This is a genomic window from Pseudomonas sp. 008 (assembly GCF_016861935.1).
Taxonomy (GTDB): Bacteria; Pseudomonadota; Gammaproteobacteria; order Pseudomonadales; family Pseudomonadaceae; genus Aquipseudomonas.
Genome location: NZ_BOMA01000002.1, coordinates 477,015 through 495,408 on the forward strand (window position 1 = coordinate 477,015; position 18,394 = coordinate 495,408).

The following is an 18,394-nucleotide window of genomic DNA, read 5'->3' on the forward strand; positions in this document are numbered from 1 at the left end:
TCGCAGCCTCGGGCTGCGATTTTTTTTGCCCTCAGATCGCCAGTCGCTCCAATGCCCCACGCAATCCGGCAGGAATCGCCACCGGCTGGTTCGACAGCCGATCGACGAATACATGCACGAAGCGCCCTGCCGCGCAGGCCTCATCTTCTCCAGCCTTGAACACCGCCAGCTCGTACTGCACCGAACTGTTGCCCAACTTGCCGACCCGCAGGCCAATCTCGATCCGATCCGGGAAGGCGATAGACGCGAAGTAATCGCAGGCCGAACTCACCACAAAACCCACCACCTCACCGTCATGGATATCCAGACCGCCGACTTCGATCAGGTAGGTGTTCACCGCCGTATCGAAAAAACTGTAGTAGGTGACGTTGTTGACGTGACCGTAGGCGTCATTGTCGTGCCAGCGGGTGGTGATGGGCTGGAAATAGGGGTAGTCGGTGCGTTGGGGCATCGGGTTGGACATCAGCGTTTGTTCCTGGAGTTGGATCGTCAGTCTAAGGCGAAAATCGCGTCGTGCTCATTCGCGGGCTTGCTTGCGAAGGAGCCCTCACAGATGCCACATAAAATCACATCTCGGCAAACCCTCTGCCTTGCGCCGCCAACTCTCCAATCAACCGCGCCGGCGCCCAGTGATCACCCTGCTTGGTCTCAAGTTGCAACAACCGCAGATGAATATCCGCCAGCCCTTGCTGATCCGCCCAGGCCATCGGCCCGCCCTTGTCCGCCGGGAAACCATAACCGTTGAGGTACACCAGATCGATGTCATGCGCCGACGCCGCAATGCCTTCCTGAAGGATCTTCGCCCCTTCATTGACCAGTGCCAGCAAGCTGCGCTCAAGAATCTCCTCTGGCCCTATCTCACGCCGCTGAAACCCCAGCCCTTCACTGACTTCCAGTACCAGCGCATCGACTTCCACATCGTGCTCAGCCTGACGACTGCCCGGTTCGTAATGGTAATACCCATCGCCGCTCTTTTGACCGAAACGCCCGAGCTCGCACAAACGATTGTCCACTTGAACTTCCGGCGCATCCTGGCCCTTGCCAGCCAGCTCCCGCGCGCGCCACTCCAGGTCAATGCCGACCACGTCATACATGCGGAACGGCCCCATGGCGAAACCAAAACCTTGCAGCGCCGCATCCACCTGATAAGGCAACGCACCCTCCAGCAGCATCTTGCGCGCTTCGAGCACGTACGGATGCAGCATGCGGTTGCCGATGAAACCGTGACAGTTGCCCGAGACCACGCTGACCTTGCCCATACGCTGGCCCAGCGTCAGGGCTGCATCAAGCACCGCCGACGCGGTCTGGGCACCGCGCACAATCTCCAGCAACTTCATGATGTGCGCCGGACTGAAGAAGTGCAGGCCCAGGACCTGCTGCGGGCGGCGAGTGGCGGCGGCGATGGCGTCGATATCCAACGCCGAGGTATTGCTGGCCAGAATCGCTTCAGGTTTGAGCAGGCCGTCGAGTTCGCGGAAGATTTTCTGCTTCAGCTCGAGGTTTTCGTAGACCGCTTCGATCACCAGATCAACATCGCGGATCGCAGCGTAATCGGCAGCCGCCGTTACCCGTGCAATGCGCGCATCCGCCTCGGTCTGATCGACCCGCCCCTGACGCACGTTGTGGGCGTAAGTGTCAGCCACGCTGGTCAGCGCCTGCTCAAGCATCTGCGGATTGTTATCGACCCACTGCACCGGCACCCCGGCATTGGCCAGGCACATGACGATGCCACGGCCCATGGTGCCCGCGCCAATCACGGCGGCGCGCTGAATATCGAACGATGTCTGGCTCATGGTTGTTGTTCTCTTATTGGCGATCCAAAGACAGTCCTCACCATAGTCAGCCTATGGGTGTTTTTGAAGTTTATTCCCGTGATGGGTGACATTCAGCGGATGGATGCGTCCCGATCCCGCAGGTCAGAGGTTCGCCTCAGCCCACGTCCGGACCTCGGCGTACGGATAATCTTCCAGCGCCGCAAACCCAGGAATCGACCGAGCCTTGAGCTTGGTAAACAACGGAACGCTGATCCCGCACAAAAACCGCGTCACGCGCTCCGCCGATGGAGCACTTCCCGTGTGCTGCTGGTGCCTGTGGATAAAATCACCGCACAGCACCTCGAAATTTTTATCCACAAGCGCCGGCAATTCCGGTGGTTCGGGTAACCGCGCTACGTGGCCGTGACACACCGAACAATGCCCGCATCGCCGTGGCGCGTTTTCGTCGCCGAAGTACTCGGCCAGGCGATATCCCAGGCAGTGGTCGGTGGCGAACAGATCCAGCATGGCGTGAATCCGCGAAATCTCGGTGCGTTCGTGCTGGGTGAAGTAGGTGTGCAATTCGGCGCTCAAGGCCTGGGAATCGAAGTCGGCTTGCAGCAGGCTATAGACCTCCGTCATCTGCTTGCTTTCAAGCTCCACCCAGCCCTTTTCCTGGAAGTAATCCAGCGCCTTGACCACTCGACTGCGCTCGGCGGAATGCTGCTGATACAGTGCGTCGAAATTCACCGTGGCCCAGGTCCGTGCGCGACTGGAAGTCTGGATGATCGCCGAGACGAAGTCCCTGCGCTCACCCTCGAAACGGGCCAGCAACGCTTCCGGCTCCTGCAAATACTTGAAGCGGTATTCCGCGTAATAGGCATAGCGCGGAGCGATCAGCCCACGCAACTCCAGCTGTACCAGCAAGGTCTTGAGCGGTAACTGGCGAATGTTGCTCTGATCGGCCAAAGGCCCCAGCAGAAACTCCCACTGCCCCTCGGGCGCTGCGGCTTGCAACTCGTCGAGCACACAACGAATGCCGTCCCGCTCCGGTGTGTCGCCGTAGACGAAATTCTCCAGCACGTTGAGGCTGTCGCGGTTGGCCAGCACCAGGCAATCGGACGGCTGCCCGTCACGCCCGGCGCGGCCGATTTCCTGGCTGTAGTTTTCGATGGATTTGGGCAGGTCGAAATGCACCACGTTGCGGATATCGCTTTTGTCGATGCCCATGCCGAAGGCAATGGTGGCGACGATGCAATTGGACTGCCCACCCATGAACCGGCGCTGAATCGCTTCCCGTTGCTCGTGGGGTAAACCGGCGTGATAGGCCTCTGCCTGTATACCGTTGCGCCCCAGGTGTTCGGCGATGTGCTCAGCGGTTTTCTGCAGAGTGACGTAGACAATGCTGGGCTGGCCGGGACGCTGGCTCATCCACTCGACCAGGCGGCGGCGTTTGTCCTGGCCACGCACCGGTTCCACCAACAGATTGAGATTGGGCCGGTAGAAACCGGTGGTCACCACATCCTCAGGCGCAATGGCGAACCGGGCCTCCATGTCGGCGATCACCTTGGGTGTCGCGGTGGCCGTCAGCAGCAGCGCCTGAGGGATGTTGAACTGGCGCTGATAGTCCGGCAGCTTGAGGTAGTCGGGGCGGAAGTTGTGACCCCACTCGGAGATGCAGTGGGCCTCGTCCACCACCAACAGCGAGATCGGTACCTGCTGCAAAAAATGGCGAAAGCGCTCGTTCTTCAGGCGCTCCACGGAAATCATCAGAATCTTCAATTCACCAGACTTGGCCCGGGCCATCACATCGCTGGCGTCATCGCGACTCTGGGCCGAATCAATACTGCCCGCCGCAATCCCATGGCGCTGCAAGAACGCTAACTGATCCTGCATCAACGCCAGCAGAGGCGAGACCACCAGCGTCAGGTGCGGCAGCAGGATGGCCGGTAACTGATAGCACAGGGATTTGCCCGATCCGGTAGGGAAAATCGCCGCCGCCGAACGCCCGGCCAGTACCGCGCTGACCGCCGCCTCCTGGCCGGGCCGAAACTGTGGATAACCGAAAACCTGTTCCAGGGTGTTGTGCATAAGCTGTCACTCCGTTGACCGCTGCGAAGCCCAAAGCCTAGCCGGCGAACGCAGCAAGTCGAGAAAAGGTCGGGGGCAAAAACGATACGGGATGATACAGCGTCAACCCATCGATTCCTTCGCCACAGATTGAAACAAACGAGGCACTTTGCCCCCTGACATCAGCCCCCTGTCAGCCGATAAGGTTCGCCCCGAGAAAAACCATTATCCGCGAAGTTTTCATCAAGGCAGGACGCCTGCACGCGGATCCTCACAAAGGAACAATCATGCCTGACACTCTGTTTTTTCCAATCGCCTTTGTCTTTGCATCCCTGCTGCTGAACGGCTGCATGAAGCTCCCTGACGAACCCCCTCTCCTCGCAACGCCTACGACTCTGGGCGGCACCTCACAGACTTAGTCATCAATTGACTGACGCCGGGTGGCTATGGCACCAACACCGCCACCCGCAACTGCTCATCCAGCGCCTGTTCATGAAACACCCGGCTCTTGCTCGCCCAAACCGTATAAGCCGGGCTGATTTCGCCCGTAAACGCCGCCGCCAGCTGACGCAGATCGTCGACGCTACGTACACGAGGACAGAAGAGTTGGTCCTCGCAGTCCTGACTGGCACTGCGATAGGTGATCAGCAACCGATCCCACAACCCGTCACGCACTTGCCTGACCGACTTGAGCTTCACAGCCCGCACGCCCAGTCGCTGTTTCAGCCCCTGCTCATCCAGCGCTTCGCTGGCCAGCAACGCCTTGCCCACCATCAACACCTCGGCGCGAGATGCGGTGTCGATGTCCGCTTGGGTGGTCAGCGCATCCGGCCAACCGGTTCGCTCCATGTTGGCGCGGACCAGCGAATGACCGACGTCGGCAGCACCCGCTATCCGACAAACACCGGCCCACAACAATAAAATCGAGGCCACACGTAGCCATTGCATGCCTAATTCCCTTTAAGAGTCGACCCAGACGCTTCGAAACGTCCTACACATTCTGGCGCGCACCCTCCAGAGGCTGGATGCGTTAAGCCTGACAATCCCGTAGGAATATCGACCTCCAGGGCAAAAGCTTAAAAAATTGTCGAGGGGCGCGTAGGCAAAGGGCGATAACACCGGTAAACCCCCTACAAAACCTGTCCACTTGCACCACCTTGCGACGCCTCGCTGTGGCCCTCTATAGTTTTCGACACGGCTGGAAACACTGTATCGGCCCGTCGGAGCGACTTCGTACAGGACACGCCTCAACCATGAAAACGTTCAACCCGTTGACCAACCGCTATCGCCCACTCAAGACCAGTTGCAGCGACACCTCGGTGCTGGTCATCGACACCGATGCCAGCCATGGCGACCTGCTCGATGCCGCCCAACAACGCCTGCGTGCGGCCAGCGATCTACTGGAAACACTTTACTGTTTATGTTTCAAACAGGCCGATGTGAAAGACATCCCCAACATCGTTAATGCGCTTTATTTATTAACACAAGACGGCTGCGAATTACTTGAAGTCGCAAAACAACAAATACATCCAATCTGAAAAAATAAAACTACAAACCCCGCAACAACCAATCGCTTTATTATTATAATAATCAACACTAGCCTGCTTGCTCTTACATCAACTAAGGGCAACACAATGACAGCATTAACCATTTTCTTTTGCGGTACCGGCTCGACAAAGTTCGACAGTCAGAACCCAACTTACTGGAACGGTGAATTGGTCTCGACACTGGCATCCCATCACGGTGGTCGCGAATTTGCCGAATGGGTCGTGATCGATGGTCCCGGCACCAGCAACCTGCAAGCTGACGAACTGTTCACCCAATCCAAGGATTATGGACTGAGCGGTACGCTGTTCGGCAAAGGCTGGGGAGAGAATGTCCAGCACGCCATCAACATCATCAAAGGCAAGTGCGACTGGGAGCGTGAGAAGCTGACTGAGACTGAATACAACCGACTCAAGGCTGCTGGCATTCCCATTGAAGACGTCATCGTCGAAGGTTCCTGGATGTGGCGCAAGTACAACTACGGCGACCGCAGCGTGACCCAACAGAAGTTACAGGAACAAATCATCAAGACCTTTCGTAAAGATGGGATTATCCCCACCAAAGTTAACTTGGTAGGTTGGAGTCGTGGCGGTATCAGTTGCCACATGCTGGCCAACGCCATGTTCAAGGACAGCGCCCTGAAGAACATCCCGGTGAATATTTTTGCGATTGATCCGGTGCCGGGCATCGGCAACTTTCAGGAAGACAAAGTAAAACTCAATACCAACGTAAAGGAATACGTCGGTTTCTACGCCCGAGACGAGCGCTCCAAAGGCTTCAGCTGCGTTATCCCACAAACGGCAACCGGCACCCGGACCCACATTTACCCCATGCCCGGCCGCCATGGCACGCTGGTCGGTAACGCCGCAGCAGACGGTGTCAGCGGCCCCAAAGCATTGGCCGAACCAGGGCGCATCGTCCGCCACTTCGCCGAAGTCTGCCTCCAGCGCTGGGGTGTGCGACTCAACAAGCCGCTGAACCTGACCCAGGCCGATCTGGATAACCTGCGCAAGACCATGGTCAACGACGAAGCCAAGTACCGGCTGATGCACAAGTATTCCTACACCTACTTCACCGAACTGGATCAAGGCGAACGCTACGTTTCGCTGGGCAGTAAAGGGGTCAACTTCTCAGCAGTTAAAGGCACGATCTACACGCCGGCGACCGGGCTGACTACCAGCGTGCTGGATGGTGCAGCGTATCGGTCTATTTGTTGAAAACGATGGCGGATCGGTAGGAACGGCCTATGAAATCTTCATACCGTTCCTACAACAGAAGGCACCTTGTCGCCTATCGCCGCACTGTAGCTCAAATCTATAGTCGTGACCGTCGCTGCCAAATCAGCGGCTCGGGCTTGGTCACCCGAATGGTTCATATATGCGCGTCCGTTGTATGCTGCCGGCACTTCAAGTGCCTGCACGCTATATGGTGGCTGTGTTTGGGACGCTCTCGGGCGTGCCAGGAATGTGAGCCTCACTGGTTGACCAACCCGAACACAGTCCGCCTCCCATCGCTTGGTCACGATGGCGGCGGTTACTCCTGATGCATTTGAGGCTACAAACAATGAATTCATGGAAACCGTTCACCGATCGTTACCGCCCACTCCAATCCAATCTCACCGATACCCCGCCCCTGATCATCGACACAGAGGCCAATCCCCAAGACATCCTCGAAGCCGCCCTCCAGCGCATCCGAGCCTCCAGTGATCTACTCCAAACCCTGCACTGCCATTGCTTCAAGCAAGGCGATGTCGAAGACATTCCCCACATCACCCACGCGCTCTACTTGCTGACCCAAGACGGCTGCGACCTGCTGAAAGTCGCCCAGCAACGCATGATGGGTTGGAAAGCACCGGCCTAACGCCGAGTGAAGATCGTTCCCATGCTCCGCGTGGGAATGCCTCTACGGACGCTCCGCGCTCGACCCTTGGGACGCAGAGCATCGAAAGCCGTCATCGAACACTGGAGATAACCATGAGCATGTTTTTTGATGAGCTAATGGAAAGCGTGCAACAGATGAACGAAATCATCCGCGGCGGGCGTGAGCCTCCCCGCGAACTTCATGTTGATGCGTTGCAAGTCCAAGAAATTCGTATGGCTACCGATCTGACTCAGACCAAGTTCGCAGCGTTTATTGACGACCGACTCGCTGCAAAGTCAGGCTTAATCAGCCTCATCGATATACACCCAACGGACGATGCACCATGAATCTCGCCCCCAACGTCCCCGACGATCACGCCATGCACCTGCTCATGCAGCTACTGCACGAAGAACTCGGCCTGCCCGAACGCAAAACCATCAGCCTCACCACCTCGATCAACTTCGACCTGGGCTGTGACGGCGCAGATGCGCGGCATCTGATGGAAGCGCTGGAAGAACAATTCGCCATCGACTTCGTCGACTACGACGCGTATCGGTACTTTCAGCCTGAAGGGTTTGATGTGTTTCTCAAGCGCCGGGCGAAGGGTCGTGGCGACAAAGTGCCGCTGACCATTGGCATGCTCTATAAAGCAATCAAGAAACAACGGTGGGACACGCAGGAAGTGGAAGGGGTCTAGGGGATCTGATCAACAGAAGTGGAATTATTCTGGCTGTTTAGCGTGTTTACTGCGGGAATATTGCCAGTTATGCCTCAAGGGAACTGAATCAGCGCCCATAAAAAAGCCGCCCCAAAGGGCGGCTTTCTCATTACATCAAACCAACTCTTACAACTTCGGCCCAGCAGCCTTGATCGCGTCGCTCACGTCGAACTTCTTGAAGTTCTCAACAAACAACCCGGCCAGTGCTTTAGCAGCTTCATCGTAAGCAGCCTTGTCAGCCCAGGTGTTACGTGGGTTCAACAGGCCAGTCTCAACGCCCGGCACAGCCAATGGCACGTCAAGGTTGATGGTGTCCAGGTGCTCAGTCTCGGCACCGATCAACGCGCCGCTCTGGATCGCTGCGATCACGCCGCGGGTGGTCGGGATGTTGAAGCGTTTGCCGACGCCGTAGCCGCCGCCGGTCCAGCCGGTGTTGACCAGGTAGACCTTGGAGCCGAAGCCGCGGATGCGTTTGATCAGCAGTTCTGCGTATTCGCCAGCCGGACGCGGGAAGAACGGTGCGCCGAAGCAGGTGGAGAAGGTCGACTTGATGCCGCTGCCGGAACCCATTTCGGTCGAGCCCACCAGAGCGGTGTAGCCGGACAGGAAGTGGTAAGCCGCTTGTTCTTCATTGAGGATCGACACTGGCGGCAGCACGCCGGTCAGGTCGCAGGTCAGGAAGATCACTGCGTTTGGCTCGCCGCCCAAGTTCTTCTCGGAACGCTTGGCTACGTGCTCCAGCGGGTAGGCGGCGCGGCTGTTCTGGGTCAGGCTGACATCGGTGTAATCGGCGTGCTTGGCGTCGTCGATAACAACGTTTTCCAGGACTGCGCCGTGTTTGATGGCTTTCCAGATGACCGGCTCGTTCTTCTCGGACAGGTCGATGCACTTGGCATAGCAACCGCCTTCGATGTTGAACACCACGCCCTCGCCCCAGCCGTGTTCGTCGTCACCGATCAGGTAACGGCTTTCGTCGGCGGACAGGGTGGTCTTGCCGGTGCCGGACAGACCGAAGAACAGGGTCACGTCGCCCGCTTCGCCGATGTTGGCGGCGCAGTGCATTGGCAGCACGTCGGCGGCCGGCAGCAGGAAGTTCTGCACCGAGAACATGGCTTTCTTCATTTCACCGGCGTAGCGCATGCCAGCGAGCAGCACTTTTTTCTGCGCGAAGTTGATGATCACGCAACCGTCGGAGTTGGTGCCGTCACGCTCTGGCACGCACTCGAAGTTGGCGACGTTCAGAACTTGCCACTCTTCACGACCGGCCGGGTTGTACTGGGCCGGGTTGATGAACAGGCAACGACCGAACAGGTTCTGCCAGGCAGTCTGGGTAGTCATTTTCACGGCCAGGTAGTGCTCTTCAGCCGAACCTACGTGCACGTGGGAAACGAAATGCTCTTGCGCGTTGTTGAACGCCTCGACGCGAGCCCACAGGGCATCGAACTTGTCGGCCGGGAACTTGCGGTTGATCGGACCCCAGGCAATAGCGTCCTGGGTGGTCGGCTCTTCAACGATGAAACGATCGACTGGCGAACGGCCGGTACGGTGACCGGTGCGAACAACCAGCGCGCCGGTATCGGCAAGCTCGCCTTCACCGCGACTCAGGGCTTGTTTAACCAGATCATCAACACTCAGATCGGTGTACACGGCGTTATTGGCTTGCGTCATGAGGTTCCCCGTCGGCCAGTGGCCGAGTGCTCCAAACGTTTTGTAGTAGAAAGTCGTGCACTACTACCGCGAAAAAAGTGGGCCGGATTATGCCAGAAAAGCCCAAAAAGTGTAGGGCCCTCCCGTCAGAACGGCGTTATTCCGGCGCTAAGCAGTGAATTTACCTGCGCTGAAGCGTTTTAGTGACGGGTATCTGACGGCGTATCAACCCCTGCTCCGGCGAATAATTGAGTGATATCGGCCGCGTCGAACAGGTAGCGCTCGTTGCAAAATTGGCAATCGACCTCAATGCTGCCGCCATGTTCGACGACCAGTTGCTGCGCATCTTCCAGACCCAGACTGACCAGCGCATTGCCCGAGCGTTCCCGGGAGCAACTGCAGTGGAAGCGTAGTTTCTGCACATCGAACAGACGCACTTGTTCTTCGTGGTACAGGCGATGGAGCACGGTTTCGTTGTCCAGGCTCAGCAATTCGTCGGCGGTCAGGGTGCTGGCCAGGGCGGTGATGTGCTGCCAACTGGCGGCGCGATCTTCTTCATCTTTCAGACGGTCGGCAGGCAATTGCTGCAATAGCAGGCCACGGGCACGACGGCCGTCGGCGTACAGCTTGAAGCGGGTGCCAACCTGCTGCGACATGACGAAATAGTTGGTGAAGCAATCGGACAGGGTTTCGCCGTCGAGATCGACAATGCCCTGATAACGCTGGCCTTGAGTCGGGTCGACCGTCAGCGCCAACACGCCATTGGGCATCAGGTCGGCGAGCGTCGCATCGGGCGCGATCTGCTCGGCGTCGTAGCGGGCCAGGCCGCGAATTTCGCGCTCGCTGGAGCACTCGATCATCAGCATCGGTACCGGGCCTTCGGAACGGGCCTGAAGAATCAGCAAGCCATCGAACTTCAAGGTGCCTACCAGCAACGCTGCAGCCGCCATCAGCTCGCCCAGCAGTTGCGCGACCGGCTCCGGATAGGTGTGTTTGGCGAGGACTTCGGCATAGCTACGCTCCAATGCCACCAGTTCGCCGCGGGTGTCGCTGTCATCGAAGATGAAGCGTTGGGTGTAGTCGGTATCCGGTAGATCGGTCATAGGTCTGGGTATCTGAAGTGGTGACAAAAAAGGTTACAAAAAATGAAACACGCTGTAGCAGCACTTTTGGGGGTGAGCTTAGCCATAGCGGCATTTTATGAACAATTCGGGGTTGTTCCAAGCAAGGTCAAACCTCGGTTTTCGACGAGCGGTGCTTTCACCTGCGAAATGCGCCGTTGGCGAATATCCCCCATATGGCTGCACAGGCAGGCGATTACAAGTCTGCGCCCGACGGCCGTCACTACTCGTCGTTGCTGCTGCCGCGAAACTTGAACAAATTCCGGCGCTGTTTCTTGCTCGGTTTGCCGTCGGTGCTCACGCCCAACGCCCCGGCCTTGCGCATGGCCGCCGCCGCTTCGCGCTTGGCAACGCTGGCTTCGGTTTCGGCATACAGAGCCTGGGCTTCCGGCGCGCCACGACGCACGATCGACAACGCCTGGACCACCACCGTGCGTTCCTCGAAGCCGGTGCGAATCTGAAACTCGTCGCCGATCCTCGGCTCCTTGCCTGGCTTGCAACGCTCGCCCCGGCAATGCACCTTGCCGCTTTCAATCGCGGCCTTGGCCAAGGCACGTGTTTTATAAAAACGCGCGGCCCACAACCATTTATCGAGACGGACCTTGTCGTCCTCTTCGCTTTTTTGTGCCATTGGATGACCTCATTCTGAAATATCGATGAACTGTACTACCGTTTCTGTCGTGCCATGAATCACAACGCTGTGGATTAGAATGCAGGCATTCCCCCCTGTTTGAGGGATGAAAATCCGGGCCGTAGATATCTGTCGCCTTTTACCCATTATTCTGCGTGAATACCGCGAATTCGGCCGCACACGGCCTGAGCGGTTTTTGCCGGTTGAGCACTTTTGAAGACATTTGACCATTTGACCGTTGTCGGTCTGCGCGAGTGGGTGGCGCTCCCGGATTTGGGAGTCGCGGGCCTTCGGGCAAAAATCGACACTGGCGCGAGTACCTCCAGCCTGCATGCCACCGACATCGAGCCGTTCGAGCGCGACGGCGAACAGTGGGTGCGCTTCACCGCGCACCTGGGCACGGTGGTGCAATTGCGTCACCGGCGCTGCGAAGCACCGCTGGTGACGATGAAAACCATTAAAAGCTCCAACGGCCACGCGCAGATGCGCTATGTGGTCAGTACCACCCTGGCCCTCGGTGATCGGGTCTGGCGGGTCGAGTTCACCCTCGCCTGCCGCAAGTCCATGCGTTATCGCCTGTTACTCGGTTCCAAAGCCCTGATCGACGGCCAGTTGGTGGTCAATCCGGGCATCAAATATGTACAAGACAAGCCGGTGTTCCCGGTATCTACCCTCTCCACAGGTGTTGCATGAAGATCGCTGTGCTGTCGCGGAATCCGCGTCTGTATTCCACCCGTCGCCTGGTCGAAGCCGGTGTAGAGCGTGGCCATGAAATGGTGGTGATCGACACCCTGCGCGCCTACATGAACATTGCCAGCCACAAGCCGCAAATCCACTACCGTGGCAAACCGCTGGAGGGTTTCGATGCGGTGATCCCGCGGATCGGCGCGTCGGTCACGTTTTATGGCTGTGCTGTGCTGCGCCAGTTCGAAATGATGGGGGTGTTTCCGCTCAACGAATCGGTGGCCATCGCCCGTTCCCGAGACAAACTGCGTTCCCTGCAATTGCTGTCGCGCCGGGGGATCGGTTTGCCGGTCACCGGTTTTGCGCACTCCCCGGATGACATTCCCGACTTGATCGAGATGGTCAACGGCGCACCGCTGGTGATCAAAGTGCTGGAAGGCACCCAGGGCATCGGCGTGGTGCTGTGTGAAACGGCGACGGCAGCGGAGTCGGTGATCGAGGCCTTCATGGGCCTGAAACAGAACATCATGGTCCAGGAGTACATCAAGGAAGCCGGCGGCGCGGACATTCGCTGTTTCGTGGTCGGTGACAAGGTGATCGCGGCGATGAAGCGCCAGGCCAAGCCGGGGGAGTTTCGCTCCAATCTGCATCGCGGGGGCAGTGCGAGCCTGATCAAGATCACCCCGGAAGAACGCATGACCGCGTTGCGTGCGGCGAAAGTCATGGGTTTGGCAGTGGCGGGGGTGGATATCCTGCGTTCCAATCACGGCCCGTTGGTGATGGAAGTGAACTCGTCGCCGGGTCTGGAAGGGATTGAAACCACCACCGGGAAGAACGTGGCGGGGATCATCATCGAGCATCTGGAGAAGAATGGCGGGCCAAATATGACGCGGACCAAAGGTAAAGGGTGAAGCTTACTCAGTCCCTGTTGCGAGGGAGCTTGCTCCCGCTGGACCGGGCTGGCGCTCCAGGCCGAAGGACTCCCGAATCCGGCAACCGTGTTTTGCATTGAAATACGGTTGCCGGATCTCACGGTCGCTGCGCAACCGAGCGGGAGCAAGCTCCCTCGCCACAGAGGTTGTGTACGACGCTTAAACCGCATCCCGCGGCAACATCAACCCAAGCGGCAACCGAACCCGTGCTTCCAGCCCACCACCGGAGCGGTTGCGCAGCTCGACATTGCCGCCATGCATCGAGGCGATCCGTTTCACGATCGCCAGCCCCAACCCCGTCCCCTTTCCGCCCCGGGCCCGATCGCCACGGGTGAACGGGTTGAAAATCGCTTCCAGCTCCGACGGATCAATCCCCGCGCCGCGGTCCATGACACTCAGCACCACATATGGCGCACTGGTATCCCCGGACACATAAGCCGCCACTTCCACTCCGCTGCCAGCGTGATGCAGGGCATTACCGATCAGATTGTTCAGCAACCGCTTCATCGATACCCGACGCAACGGGAACGGCTGGATCGGCTCCAGGCGCAAGTGCACTTTTTCTTCGTTCTGGTTGTACGGCGCGGCGACTTCGCGAACCAGATCGCTCAGGTCCACTTCTTCCACCAACTCGTCACGACCGTCGCGAATGAAGGCCAGGAACTGGTCAAGAATCGCGTCCATGTCTTCGATGTCGCGGATCATGTCGTCCGTCAGGTCGCTGTGATCACCCATCAGTTCCAGGGACAGCCGCAAACGGGTCAGCGGCGTGCGCAGGTCGTGGGATACCCCGGCCAGCATCAGTTCGCGCTCGCGCCCCGCCTGTTCGACGTCTTCGGCCATCTGATTGAAGGCTCGATAGACCTCGGTCATTTCACTCGGCGTGTCGCTGATCGGCAGACGTACGCTGCGGCCCTGACCGAGTTGCCGCGCGGCATAGACCAGACGTTTCAATGGCTGATTGAGCTGGCTGACGAAAATCCACGCCGAGGCGGTGGATAGCAGGCCGATGGCGAGGAACCAGCCGAGTACGTTCCAGATTTTCTGCCCGCGCAATGGATGCGGGTACAGCGGCACTTTCAGCCAGCCATCGCCCAGGCTGGGCGCCCGGACCCATAAGGCAGGTGGCGAGTGCATGCGTAAACGCACCTCCGTATCTGCACCCAATTCGTCGCGCATCTGCCGCTGATAAATCGCGCTGTACGGCCAGTGCTGCTCACCTTCCGGCACGCCGGCGCCTACCACCCGGATCAGGGTCGCAGCATCGGCAATCTTCGCGCGGTTCTCTTCATCGGCGGCCCAATAGGCGCGCAGCGTCAGGGCGACGCCGTGGCTGTATTGACGATCCACCAGCACGTCTTCGTTCATCAACAGATAAACCAGGGTCAGCGCCTTGGAGAACAGGACGACGATCAGCACCAGCCACAGGGTGCGGGAGAAGAAGCTCTGGGGGAACCAAACAGGGGTTTTCATGGGTAACCGCTACACACTTGCAGGAGCGAGCGATGCTCGCATATTGCGGATCGCGAGTCTGCGGGAAAGGTCATCCGACCCGTTGCCCGCAGGACCCGCTCCTACAAATCACCGATCACTTCGTGGCGGCGCCATCCGGAACGAACACGTAGCCCACGCCCCAGACGGTCTGGATGTAGCGCGGCTTGGACGGATCGGGCTCGATCATCCGGCGCAGACGGGAGATCTGCACGTCGATGGAACGCTCCAGGGCATCCCACTCGCGGCCACGGGCCAGGTTCATCAGTTTGTCGCGGGTCAGCGGTTGACGGGCGTTCATGACCAGGGCCTTGAGCACCGCGAACTCACCGGTGGTGAGCATGTGCACTTTGTCGCCACGCTTGAGTTCGCGGGTGGCCAGGGACAGCTCGTAATCACCGAAGGTCACGCTTTCGTCTTCGCTGCCCGGCGCACCCGGCACCGGTGCGGCCTGGCGCCGCAGCACCGCTTTGACCCGGGCCATCAGCTCGTCCGGGTTGAACGGCTTGGCCAGGTAGTCGTCGGCGCCCAGTTCCAGGCCCTTGATGCGGCTCAGCTCGTCGCCCTTGGCGGTGAGCATGATGATTGGAATCTGATTGTTCGCCGTGCGCAGGCGGCGGCAGGCGGTCAGGCCGTCTTCGCCGGGCAGCATCAGGTCGAGGACGACCAGGTTGAACACTTCACGTGCCAGCAGGCGGTCCATTTGTTCAGTGTTCGGGACGGCGCGGGCGCGGTAGCCCTTGCTGACGAAAAAGCGTTCCAGCAGGCTGCTCAGCCCTGGATCGTCGTCAACGATAAGAATTTTTTCGCCTTCAGCAGTTTGTGCAGTGCTGCTCATTGGATGCTCCTTTGATCTCGGCGCGCATTATGGCGTAGCTGCCGTTATACGCACCGTGTGCATTGTTAGCAGATTTTTCCTTCACCGCCAGAAAACCAGTCTTTTCGCCTACAGCCTGCAATGCCCCCGAATGACACAACGCTGGTTATAATGCGCGGCCTTTTGTGTCAGGCAACGTCTGATCGTTATTGCCGGTAACCACTTTTTATTTTCATGGTGCTGGCAGTAATTGTTCGATTTCACGGGTCAACGGCAAGCCTGTTGATCCAGGTAGCGGCGCTCGCCAGGCCGCTCAACCAGACTCGCGAAGGCCCTATTTCCTCGCCTGCGAGCCTGCTTTCACAATTTGTCAGGTGGTTTTATGGACAGCATCAACAGCCGCATCGCCGAGGAACTCGGCGTCCGCCCACAACAGGTCGAAGCGGCCGTCGCGCTACTCGATGAAGGCTCCACGGTGCCCTTCATCGCCCGCTACCGGAAAGAAGTGACCGGCAGCCTCGATGACACGCAACTGCGTCATCTGGAAGAGCGTCTGCGCTACCTGCGAGAACTCGACGAACGGCGTATCAGCATCCTCGCCAGCATCGAGGAGCAAGGCAAGCTGACCCCTGCACTTGAGCGCGACATCAAGCTCGCCGACACCAAGACCCGCCTCGAAGACTTGTACCTGCCGTACAAGCAGAAGCGCCGCACCAAGGGCCAGATCGCCCTGGAAGCCGGCCTCGGCGAACTGGCCGACGGCCTGTTCAACGATCCAACCCTGAACCCGGAAACCGAAGCGGCGCGCTTCATCGACGCCGAAAAAGGCGTGGCCGATGTGAAGGCCGCCCTCGAAGGCGCCAAGTACATCCTCATGGAGCGCTTCGCCGAAGACGCCGGTCTGCTGGACAAGCTGCGCAATTACCTCAAGCAGGAAGCCACCCTCAGCGCCCGCGTGATCGCCGGCAAGGAAGAGGAAGGCGCCAAGTTCCGCGACTACTTCGAACACGACGAACCGCTGAAAAGCATGCCGTCCCACCGCGCACTGGCGATTTTCCGTGGCCGCAACGAAGGCATTCTCAGCTCCGCGCTGAAAGTCGGTGACGAGCTGCCGGGCACCATGCACCCGTGCGAAGGCATGATCGGCCAGCAATTCGGCATCCAGAACCAGAACCGCGCCGCCGACAAATGGCTGGGCGAAGTGGTGCGCTGGACCTGGAAGGTCAAGCTCTACACCCACCTGGAAACCGACCTGCTGGGCGAGCTGCGCGATGGCGCGGAAACCGAAGCGATCAACGTGTTCGCCCACAACCTGCACGACCTGCTGCTGGCCGCGCCGGCCGGCCCGCGTGCCACCCTGGGCCTCGACCCGGGCCTGCGTACCGGCTGCAAGGTCGCCGTGGTCGACGCCACCGGCAAGCTGCTGGACCACGCCACGGTTTACCCGCACGTGCCGCACAACAAGTGGGACCAGACCCTCGCCGTGCTCGCCGCCCTGTGCGCCAAGCATTCGGTGGACCTGATCGCCATCGGCAACGGTACCGCCAGCCGCGAAACCGACAAACTGGCCGCTGAACTGATCAAAAAATACCCAGCCATGAAGATGACCAAAGTCATGGTCTCCGAGGCTGGTGCATCGGTTTACTCGGCCTCGGAACTGGCTTCCAAGGAATTCCCGGATCTGGACGTGTCGATCCGTGGCGCGGTGTCCATCGCTCGTCGCTTGCAGGACCCGCTGGCCGAGCTGGTGAAAATCGATCCGAAATCCATCGGCGTTGGCCAATACCAGCACGACGTGTCGCAGCTGAAACTGGCGCGCGGCCTGGACGCAGTGGTCGAAGACTGCGTGAACGCCGTGGGCGTGGACGTGAATACTGCATCCGTGGCGCTGCTGGCGCGCATCTCCGGCCTCAACGCGACCCTGGCGCAGAACATCGTTACCCACCGCGACGAGCACGGTGCGTTCAAAACCCGTGCGGCATTGAAGAAAGTCGCCCGCCTGGGTGAAAAAACCTTCGAACAGGCCGCCGGCTTCCTGCGCGTAATGAATGGCGACAACCCGCTGGATTCGTCGGCGGTTCACCCGGAAGCCTATCCGCTGGTGCAGCGCATTGCCGCTGAAACCGACCGCGACATTCGCTCGCTGATCGGCGACGCCGCGTTCCTCAAGCGCCTGGATCCGAAGAAGTACACCGACGAAACGTTCGGCCTGCCGACGGTCACCGACATTCTGCAAGAGCTGGAAAAACCTGGCCGCGACCCGCGTCCCGAGTTCAAGACCGCCGAGTTCCAGGACGGCGTCGAAGACCTCAAGGACCTGCAACTGGGCATGATCCTCGAAGGCGTGGTTACCAACGTGACCAACTTCGGTGCCTTCGTCGACATCGGCGTGCATCAGGACGGTCTGGTGCACATTTCCGCGCTGTCGGAGAAGTTCATCAAGGATCCACGCGAAGCGGTGAAGGCCGGTGATGTGGTCAAGGTGAAGGTCATGGAAGTCGATATCCCACGCAAACGCGTCGGCCTGTCGATGCGCATGAGCGATACCCCGGGCGAGAAGATCGACGGTGCCCGTGGTGCACGTCCGGGGTCGGCTCCGCGCCAGTCCCAGAACACCGCGCCGCGCAAGGAAACCCCGGCAGCGGCTCCGACCAACAACGCCATGGCGTCGCTGTTTGCCAACGCCAAGCAGTTGAAGAAACGTTGATGGAGATCCCGGCCGGCTTGACCGAAAGCGCATTTTTCAAGCTGCTGGGGTGTCGCTTGCACAGCCTGGACACCGGGGTGGCGCAAGTCGCCCTGGCGCTGGAGCCACAGTTGCGCAATCGCGGCGGCAAGCTGCACGGCGGGGCCTTGTTCAGTCTGGTGGACATTGCCATGGGGCTGGCCTGCTCCAGCACCCACGGTTTTGACCAGCAAAGCGCGACCATCGAGTGCAAGATCAACTACATCCGCGCCGTCGCCGACGGTGAAGTGATGTGCACGGCCAGGGTGATCCACCCGGGCCGTCGCACGCTTGTCGTCGAGGCCGACGTGATGCAAGGCGACAAACTGGTCGCAAAAGCACAAGGCACGTTCGCTGTCCTGTAGCCCCCAATCATCAATTTGAGTTAATTTCGGCGCT

18 protein-coding genes are annotated in these 18,394 nt (G+C 59.2%); 9 read left to right on the top strand and 9 right to left on the bottom strand.

Going from position 1 to position 18,394, the window contains the following annotated elements:
- Positions 1-31 precede the first annotated feature (31 nt).
- The 4 genes from JUI81_RS06760 to JUI81_RS06775 form a co-directional block, all read right to left on the bottom strand.
- Positions 32-463, bottom strand: a complete 432-nt coding sequence (locus tag JUI81_RS06760; RefSeq protein ID WP_204123964.1) for a thioesterase family protein — start codon at positions 461-463, stop codon at positions 32-34.
- 103 nt (positions 464-566) lie between these two features.
- Positions 567-1,793 (bottom strand): 3-hydroxyacyl-CoA dehydrogenase, encoded by a 1,227-nt coding sequence (locus tag JUI81_RS06765; protein ID WP_204123965.1) that lies wholly within the window; start codon positions 1,791-1,793, stop codon positions 567-569.
- A gap of 123 nt (positions 1,794-1,916) precedes the next feature.
- Positions 1,917-3,845, bottom strand: coding sequence for an ATP-dependent DNA helicase RecQ (locus JUI81_RS06770; RefSeq protein WP_204123966.1), 1,929 nt, complete (start codon positions 3,843-3,845; stop codon positions 1,917-1,919).
- Between the two features lie 423 nt (positions 3,846-4,268).
- Entirely contained in the window at positions 4,269-4,772 is a 504-nt protein-coding gene (locus tag JUI81_RS06775) for a polysaccharide deacetylase (protein WP_204123967.1), read from the bottom strand.
- Positions 4,773-5,077: 305 nt separating this feature from the next.
- Between JUI81_RS06775 and JUI81_RS06780 the strand changes: the two genes are divergently transcribed.
- The 5 genes from JUI81_RS06780 to JUI81_RS06800 all read left to right on the top strand — a co-directional run bounded on the left by JUI81_RS06780 (position 5,078) and on the right by JUI81_RS06800 (position 7,926).
- Positions 5,078-5,362, top strand: coding sequence for a hypothetical protein (locus JUI81_RS06780; protein WP_019581750.1), 285 nt, complete (start codon positions 5,078-5,080; stop codon positions 5,360-5,362).
- Between the two features lie 96 nt (positions 5,363-5,458).
- Positions 5,459-6,586 (top strand): hypothetical protein, encoded by a 1,128-nt coding sequence (locus JUI81_RS06785; protein ID WP_019581749.1) that lies wholly within the window; start codon positions 5,459-5,461, stop codon positions 6,584-6,586.
- A gap of 346 nt (positions 6,587-6,932) precedes the next feature.
- The gene (locus tag JUI81_RS06790) at positions 6,933-7,229 is read left to right on the top strand and encodes a hypothetical protein (protein ID WP_019581748.1); all 297 of its coding nucleotides are present in this window, start codon (positions 6,933-6,935) and stop codon (positions 7,227-7,229) included.
- A 113-nt stretch (positions 7,230-7,342) separates the two neighbouring features.
- Positions 7,343-7,576 (top strand): hypothetical protein, encoded by a 234-nt coding sequence (locus JUI81_RS06795; protein ID WP_019581747.1) that lies wholly within the window; start codon positions 7,343-7,345, stop codon positions 7,574-7,576.
- Positions 7,573-7,926: a DUF1493 family protein gene (locus tag JUI81_RS06800; protein WP_204123968.1), complete on the top strand. Its 354-nt coding sequence runs from the start codon at positions 7,573-7,575 to the stop codon at positions 7,924-7,926. The genes JUI81_RS06795 and JUI81_RS06800 overlap by 4 nt, the downstream gene beginning before the upstream one ends.
- A 147-nt stretch (positions 7,927-8,073) precedes the next feature.
- Here JUI81_RS06800 and JUI81_RS06805 read toward each other — a convergent pair whose 3' ends face one another.
- The 3 genes from JUI81_RS06805 to JUI81_RS06815 form a co-directional block, all read right to left on the bottom strand.
- Positions 8,074-9,615, bottom strand: a complete 1,542-nt coding sequence (locus JUI81_RS06805; protein WP_019581745.1) for a phosphoenolpyruvate carboxykinase — start codon at positions 9,613-9,615, stop codon at positions 8,074-8,076.
- 179 nt (positions 9,616-9,794) lie between these two features.
- The gene (gene hslO, locus JUI81_RS06810; RefSeq protein WP_018929315.1) at positions 9,795-10,697 is read right to left on the bottom strand and encodes an Hsp33 family molecular chaperone HslO; all 903 of its coding nucleotides are present in this window, start codon (positions 10,695-10,697) and stop codon (positions 9,795-9,797) included.
- Between the two features lie 241 nt (positions 10,698-10,938).
- Entirely contained in the window at positions 10,939-11,346 is a 408-nt protein-coding gene (locus tag JUI81_RS06815; RefSeq protein ID WP_204123969.1) for an RNA-binding S4 domain-containing protein, read from the bottom strand.
- Positions 11,347-11,577: 231 nt separating this feature from the next.
- Here JUI81_RS06815 and JUI81_RS06820 point away from each other — a divergent pair, with 231 nt between their 5' ends.
- The gene (locus tag JUI81_RS06820) at positions 11,578-12,039 is read left to right on the top strand and encodes an ATP-dependent zinc protease (protein ID WP_172901254.1); all 462 of its coding nucleotides are present in this window, start codon (positions 11,578-11,580) and stop codon (positions 12,037-12,039) included.
- Positions 12,036-12,941 carry a 30S ribosomal protein S6--L-glutamate ligase gene (gene rimK / locus JUI81_RS06825; protein WP_018929318.1) on the top strand — a complete coding sequence of 302 codons (906 nt, stop codon included), beginning with the start codon at positions 12,036-12,038 and terminating at the stop codon, positions 12,939-12,941. The genes JUI81_RS06820 and rimK overlap by 4 nt, the downstream gene beginning before the upstream one ends.
- A gap of 180 nt (positions 12,942-13,121) precedes the next feature.
- Here rimK and JUI81_RS06830 read toward each other — a convergent pair whose 3' ends face one another.
- Together JUI81_RS06830 and ompR are read right to left on the bottom strand one after the other, a co-directional pair.
- Positions 13,122-14,435, bottom strand: coding sequence for an ATP-binding protein (locus JUI81_RS06830; RefSeq protein WP_028939574.1), 1,314 nt, complete (start codon positions 14,433-14,435; stop codon positions 13,122-13,124).
- Between the two features lie 115 nt (positions 14,436-14,550).
- On the bottom strand, positions 14,551-15,291 hold the full coding sequence (gene ompR / locus JUI81_RS06835) for a two-component system response regulator OmpR (protein WP_007939544.1): 741 nt from the start codon (positions 15,289-15,291) through the stop codon (positions 14,551-14,553).
- A gap of 361 nt (positions 15,292-15,652) precedes the next feature.
- On the opposite strand from ompR, the gene JUI81_RS06840 reads away from it, so the two are divergent.
- Together JUI81_RS06840 and JUI81_RS06845 are read left to right on the top strand one after the other, a co-directional pair.
- Positions 15,653-17,977: a Tex family protein gene (locus JUI81_RS06840; protein WP_204123970.1), complete on the top strand. Its 2,325-nt coding sequence runs from the start codon at positions 15,653-15,655 to the stop codon at positions 17,975-17,977.
- Complete coding sequence (locus JUI81_RS06845; RefSeq protein WP_018929320.1) at positions 17,977-18,360, top strand: PaaI family thioesterase; 384 nt, start codon at positions 17,977-17,979, stop codon at positions 18,358-18,360. The genes JUI81_RS06840 and JUI81_RS06845 overlap by 1 nt, the downstream gene beginning before the upstream one ends.
- Positions 18,361-18,394 lie beyond the last annotated feature (34 nt).